The sequence below is a fragment of the Streptomyces sp. NPDC060035 genome, from assembly GCF_042736635.1.
Taxonomy (GTDB): domain Bacteria; phylum Actinomycetota; class Actinomycetes; order Streptomycetales; family Streptomycetaceae; genus Streptomyces.
In genome coordinates this window covers 1-5,345 of the sequence record NZ_JBHWVO010000064.1, presented here as the reverse complement: position 1 = coordinate 5,345, position 5,345 = coordinate 1, and the positions used below count along the sequence as shown (strand labels likewise).

Genomic DNA, 5,345 nt, shown 5'->3' with positions numbered 1-5,345 from the left:
TCCTGCTTCTTGAAGATCTCGTCGACCTTGCCCTGGATGTTCGGCGTCGACGGATCGAAGACCAGGACGTTGGGTCCCAGGTCACCACCGCCGGGCACTTCCTGGACGCCCTCACCGAATGCCGACTGGGTGGCGGGGACAGCCATGAGCAGCGACACGGCGAGTGCCGCGAAGCCGAGGGCCCGGGAGCGGCGGCGCCTGTGGGGGGCGGCGGCGATCCGGCCGGTGGGGCTCGTAGGGCTCGTGGGGGGAGCTTGCATGAGGTACATCTCCTGAGTCGTGGTACGGGTGCACGACAAACGTTCGAGAGAAGCGAGAGAGCGCTCTCTCTCGTGCCGGTGATGTAACCGTCATGGGCCCGGACACGTCAAGAGGTGTGCATCAGAAGCCGCAGCCGTTCACTGATGGCACCACAATTAACTTCTGCGGCAAGGCAATTGACCTCTTATGGGCTCAGTTCGCGACGCTGATGAATTCACAGGATGACGGCGCAGCCCGGACCCCCGTCCGTGGTGATCGTTGTGTTTTCATGCTCCGATGAGCAGAGCGAGCACCTCCACGGCGGCAGGCGCGGGTGCGGGGAAGCCTCGTGTCCGGCGGCGCGGTGCGGCGGACCTGGGCGTCTGCGTCCGCGCACTCGCCGAGGTTCATGCGCGTGACGGATATCCGGTGAACTGGCCGGCCCGCCCGGCCGGTTGGCTGGCGCAGGCCTCGTCGTCGCTCGACGCGTGGGTGGCCGAACTGGACGGGCAGGTCGTCGGTCACATCGGGCTGTCCCGTAGCGGCGCAGGGGATGCGGCGGCTGTCCTGTGGAGCGCCCGTGAGGACGTGGGCATCGAACGTACCGCCGTGGTCAGCCGGTTGTTCGTTGCGCCGGGAGCTCGAGGGCACGGGATCGGCGGACTGCTGATGGCCGAAGCCGTGCACGAGGCCGGGAACCGCGGACTGCATCCGGTGCTCGACGTCGTGTCCTGCGACACCGCGGCGGCGGCCCTGTACGAGCGGCTCGGCTGGGAGCTGCTGGCTGTCGTCGAGCAGCGATGGAGCCCGGACCGTACGGTTTCCGTACGGTGTTATGCGGCGCCCGTGACTACACGTGGATCTCGCGGATCACGCGGGCCGGATTGCCCACCGCCACGACATTCGCCGGCAGGTCCCTGGTGACCACCGCTCCCGCACCGACCACCGTGTTCTCGCCGATGGTCACCCCAGGGCAGACGATCACTCCGCCGCCCAGCCAGACGTTGTCGCCGATCCTGATGGGGTGCGCCGCCTCCCACTTGGCCCGGCGGGCTTCCGGCTCCACCGGGTGGGTGGGGGTGAGGAGCTGGACGTTCGGGCCGATCCGGACGTCGGAGCCGATGGTGATGCGGGCGACGTCGAGGAACACGGCACCGAAGTTGACGAACGTACGGGCGCCGATCGAGATCCCGTAGCCGTAGTCAACCCGGAGCGGGGCCCGGACCTCCACGCCCTCGCCCAGCTCGCCCAGCAGTTCGACGAGGGTCGCGCGGCGGGCCTCGGCGTCGGCGGCCGAAGCGGCATTGAAACGCTCGCTCAGCAGGGCCGCGCGCAGCAGGTCGGCGGCGAGCTCGGGGTCGTCGGCGATGTACGGCTCGCCGGCGAGCATGGCTTCCTTCTGGCTGGTCACGTCGTAAGCGTCTCACCGCGTGGGGATCATGCCGGGGCTCGCGAGCCCCCGCATGCGCATGCGCCGCCTTGCCGCATCGGCCGAGCAGGCCCACGCCCTAGTTCAGCAGCGCCCGCGCGGCCTGGGCGCGTCGGCGGATCGCCTGTGCCGCCGATGGTTCGATCGCGTCGACGACCTGCGCGTACTCCTCCATCTCGACCGCCCCGCGCAAGAACTCCCCGCGCTGTACGAGGAGCTGAGCCCGCTCGTAGCGGAGTCTGGCCGGGTGCGAGGGCAGCAGCAGGGAGAGTTCGAGCGCCCACAGCGCCACGTCCGTGCGCTCGGGACGTGCCGCCGCCCAGGCCCTGATGTTGTTCAGGATGCGCAGCACGGTCTCCAGCGGCCCCGCGGGTGCCAGCATCGACGCCTCGAGCGGGGCACCGGTCGCCCCCGCCACCATCAGCTCCGCGTCCTCGCCGCTCAACGGCGCACCGCCGGCGAACGGGTCGGCCAGTACCCGTTCCGCCGGATCGCCGAACCCGACCACGAAGTGACCCGGCAGGGCCACCCCGTACACGGGGGCGCCCGCCCTCCGCGCGACCTCGGTCCAGACCACGGAGAGCAGGATCGGCAGGCCCCTGCGGCGCAACAGCACCTGCTGGAGCAGTGACGACTCCAGCCGCTGGTAGTCGGCGGACGAACCGGCGAAACCGCACCGCTCGCCGAGCAGTTCCCCGAGCGCGGACGCCCACGCACGGGCGCTGCGCGCACCGTACGGAAGGAGCCCCGCCAGCCGGTCCAGCTCGATCTGTGCGGCGTCGATGCCGTACGGATCGGCGGAGGGGCTGGGGCCGGCCGCCGTCGGGGATCCCGCCTCCGCGCCCAGCAGCAGGCAGAGCAGAGCGACGTCCGGCCGCTGGGCGCGGGCCTCGTCGGCGAACTGCCGCCGCCGTTCGGCCGCACCGGAATCCTGAGCGCTCATGGGAGACGTATTCCCCTGTTGTTCCTGCTAGGCGGACCGGAAGTGGTGGTACTGATGGTGGGTGGCGAAGCCCATGCCGTCGTAGAGCGCGCGTGCCCCCTCGTTGTCCGCCTCGACCTGGAGCCACGAGGCCGACGCGCCCTCGTCCAGCGCCTTGCGGGCCAGCGCGGTCATCACGGCCTTGGCGAGGCCCCGGCGCCGGTACTCCGGGCCCACCTCGACGGCCATGAACCCCGCCCAGCGGCCGTCCACGACACAGCGTCCGATGGCGGCGGGCACCCCGTCGGCGTCCTCGCCCGGCACGGTGGCGAACCACACCGACGGTCCGCTGCCGAGCACCTTCAGTACATCGGGGTCCGGTGTGTGCCCAGGGGCGCCGAAGCGGTGGTAGCGGGAGAGCCACGCATCGTCCGTCCCCCGGGCGAGCCGCACCGCGGAGATGTCGGCATCCAGATCGCCGACCGGCGCCAGCGCCGCGATCCGCACCTCGGCCGATACCTCGCGCCGCCATCCGTGCTCCTCCAGCGCCGCACAGAGCTGCTCCTGCGTGCCCTGCGCTCCCGTGGCAGTCTGGATGTACGCGGGCAGGCCACGCGCCTCGTACCACCGCAGGACGTGCCCCAGCGCCGCGTCGAGCGGGAGTCCGGGTTCGCCGAGTGCGAGCACGGAGTTGGCGCGGCGGGTGAATCCGGCGGCGGCGCGCAGCTGCCAGTCGCCCAGTGATGCGCTCTCCACGGGCTGCCAGGCGCGCGCGGCGACGCGTGCGAGCTCATCGAACGAGGCGGCGGGACCGCGGCGGCGGGCCGGGGCGGAGGGCACCACCTTGCCCGCCACCAGCAACGATTCCGCTATGTGGACGCTCTCGCCGCTCCGGGGCATGATCGAGAGCACTTCGTCGTCCCACGATGTGAGAACCCCGACCGTGTCCGTGAACTTCGGGGCCTCGCCGGGGGCACTGATCAATTGCCGTACGGACACACGTTTGCCCACGTCAGCGGCTGTCATGCGAACCTCAAGCCGTCCGCTGATGGTGAATTCCATAGCTCAGTACGCCCCTCCTGTTCGGATCGTGCCCCGGAACGGAGATACTAGGTGCGGGCATCGACGACGCCGCGCTCCCGCGCGAGAGCCAACGCCCTACCGAGGAGGAACGACAGCGTGACCTACGTCATCGCGCAGCCTTGTGTCGACGTAAAGGACAAGGCCTGCATCGAAGAGTGCCCCGTCGACTGCATCTATGAGGGCTCACGGTCCTTGTACATCCACCCGGACGAATGCGTCGACTGCGGAGCCTGTGAGCCGGTCTGCCCGGTAGAGGCCATCTTCTACGAGGACGACACCCCGGAGGAGTGGAAGGACTACTACAAGGCGAACGTCGAGTTCTTCGACGACCTCGGTTCGCCCGGTGGTGCCTCCAAGCTGGGTCTCATCGAGCGCGACCACGCGTTCATCGCCGCGCTGCCGCCGCAGAACCAGTAAACAGCGGCAGCACGAGCGCCGCCCGGTCCCGTACGGCTCGTCACCGTGCGGGACCGAGGTGTTTCCCGGCACCCACAGAGAAACTCGTACGAGAAAGCAGAGATCCGTGTCTGCAGCTGTCCCCGTCTCCTCCCGGCTCCCGGTCTTCCCCTGGGACAAGCTCACGCCCTACAAGTCGACGGCTGCTGCCCACCCGGACGGCATCGTCGATCTGTCCGTCGGTACGCCCGTCGACCCGGTGCCCGAGCTGATCCAGCAGGCGCTGATCGCCGCCGCCGACAGCCCCGGCTACCCGACGGTGTGGGGGACCGGAGCACTGCGCGACGCCCTGACCGGCTGGGTGGAACGCCGGCTCGGTGCCGTCGGTGTGGAGCACGAGAACGTCCTGCCGGTCGTCGGCTCCAAGGAGCTGGTGGCCTGGCTGCCGACCCAGCTCGGCCTCGGCGCCGGTGACAAGGTGGCCTACCCGAGGCTCGCCTACCCGACGTACGAGGTCGGCGCGCGGCTCTGCGGCGCCGAACCCGTCGCCTACGACGACCCCACCGAGCTGGACCCGGCCGGGCTCAGACTGCTCTGGCTCAACTCGCCGTCCAACCCGACCGGCCGCGTCCTGCCCAAGGACGAGCTGACCCGGATCGTCGCCTGGGCACGCGAGCACGGCGTGCTGGTCTTCAGCGACGAGTGCTACCTGGAGCTCGGCTGGGAGGCCGAGCCGGTGTCCGTGCTCCATCCGGACGTCTGCGGCGGTTCGTACGAGGGCATCGTCGCCGTCCACTCGCTCTCCAAGCGCTCCAACCTCGCCGGTTACCGTGCGGCTTTCGTCGCGGGCGACGCGGCCGTTCTCGGCGAGCTGCTCCTGATCCGCAAGCACGGCGGGATGATGACGCCGGCGCCGGTCCAGGCGGCGACGCTCGCCGCGCTGGGTGACGACACTCACGTGGCCGAACAGCGGGCCCGGTACGCGCGGCGGCGCGCGGTCCTGCGGGAGGCGCTGGAGGCCCACGGCTTCCGGATCGAGCACAGCGAGGCGAGCCTGTACCTGTGGGCCACGCGCGACGAGCCGTGCTGGGAGACCGTGGCGTACCTGGCGGGGCTCGGCATCCTGGTGGCACCGGGTGACTTCTACGGTCCGGCCGGGGACCACTTCGTACGGGTGGCGCTGACGGCCACGGACGAACGGGTGGCCGCTGCGGTCAAGCGGCTGTCCTGACGCGATGCGCCGAGGGGCCTCGGGAGTGCGCACTCCCGAGGCCC

The 5,345-nt window shown here is 70.6% G+C and carries 6 protein-coding genes and 1 pseudogene; 3 read left to right on the top strand and 4 right to left on the bottom strand.

The genetic code is table 11. The annotated features are described in order from the left end of the window. A pseudogene (locus tag ACFWBQ_RS38125) lies at nucleotides 1–260 on the bottom strand (coagulation factor 5/8 type domain-containing protein); the annotation flags it as partial. A 277-nt stretch (nucleotides 261–537) separates the two neighbouring features. On the opposite strand from ACFWBQ_RS38125, the gene ACFWBQ_RS38120 reads away from it, so the two are divergent. Continuing rightward, nucleotides 538–1,164, top strand: coding sequence for a GNAT family N-acetyltransferase (locus tag ACFWBQ_RS38120; RefSeq protein ID WP_385508600.1), 627 nt, complete (start codon nucleotides 538–540; stop codon nucleotides 1,162–1,164). Here the strand turns inward: ACFWBQ_RS38120 and ACFWBQ_RS38115 are convergent. The 3 genes from ACFWBQ_RS38115 to ACFWBQ_RS38105 form a co-directional block, all read right to left on the bottom strand. Then, nucleotides 1,091–1,630, bottom strand: coding sequence for a sugar O-acetyltransferase (locus ACFWBQ_RS38115; protein WP_385508603.1), 540 nt, complete (start codon nucleotides 1,628–1,630; stop codon nucleotides 1,091–1,093). The two genes, ACFWBQ_RS38120 and ACFWBQ_RS38115, sit on opposite strands and share 74 nt — an antisense overlap. 118 nt (nucleotides 1,631–1,748) lie before the next feature. Next, nucleotides 1,749–2,612 carry a transglutaminase-like domain-containing protein gene (locus ACFWBQ_RS38110; protein WP_385508598.1) on the bottom strand — a complete coding sequence of 288 codons (864 nt, stop codon included), beginning with the start codon at nucleotides 2,610–2,612 and terminating at the stop codon, nucleotides 1,749–1,751. A 27-nt stretch (nucleotides 2,613–2,639) separates the two neighbouring features. Further along, on the bottom strand, nucleotides 2,640–3,653 hold the full coding sequence (locus ACFWBQ_RS38105) for a GNAT family N-acetyltransferase (protein WP_385508596.1): 1,014 nt from the start codon (nucleotides 3,651–3,653) through the stop codon (nucleotides 2,640–2,642). A gap of 117 nt (nucleotides 3,654–3,770) precedes the next feature. Between ACFWBQ_RS38105 and fdxA the strand changes: the two genes are divergently transcribed. Continuing rightward, nucleotides 3,771–4,091, top strand: coding sequence for a ferredoxin (fdxA, locus tag ACFWBQ_RS38100; RefSeq protein ID WP_014154250.1), 321 nt, complete (start codon nucleotides 3,771–3,773; stop codon nucleotides 4,089–4,091). A 106-nt stretch (nucleotides 4,092–4,197) separates the two neighbouring features. Continuing rightward, nucleotides 4,198–5,301: a succinyldiaminopimelate transaminase gene (gene dapC, locus ACFWBQ_RS38095; protein WP_385508593.1), complete on the top strand. Its 1,104-nt coding sequence runs from the start codon at nucleotides 4,198–4,200 to the stop codon at nucleotides 5,299–5,301. Nucleotides 5,302–5,345: the final 44 nt, after the last annotated feature.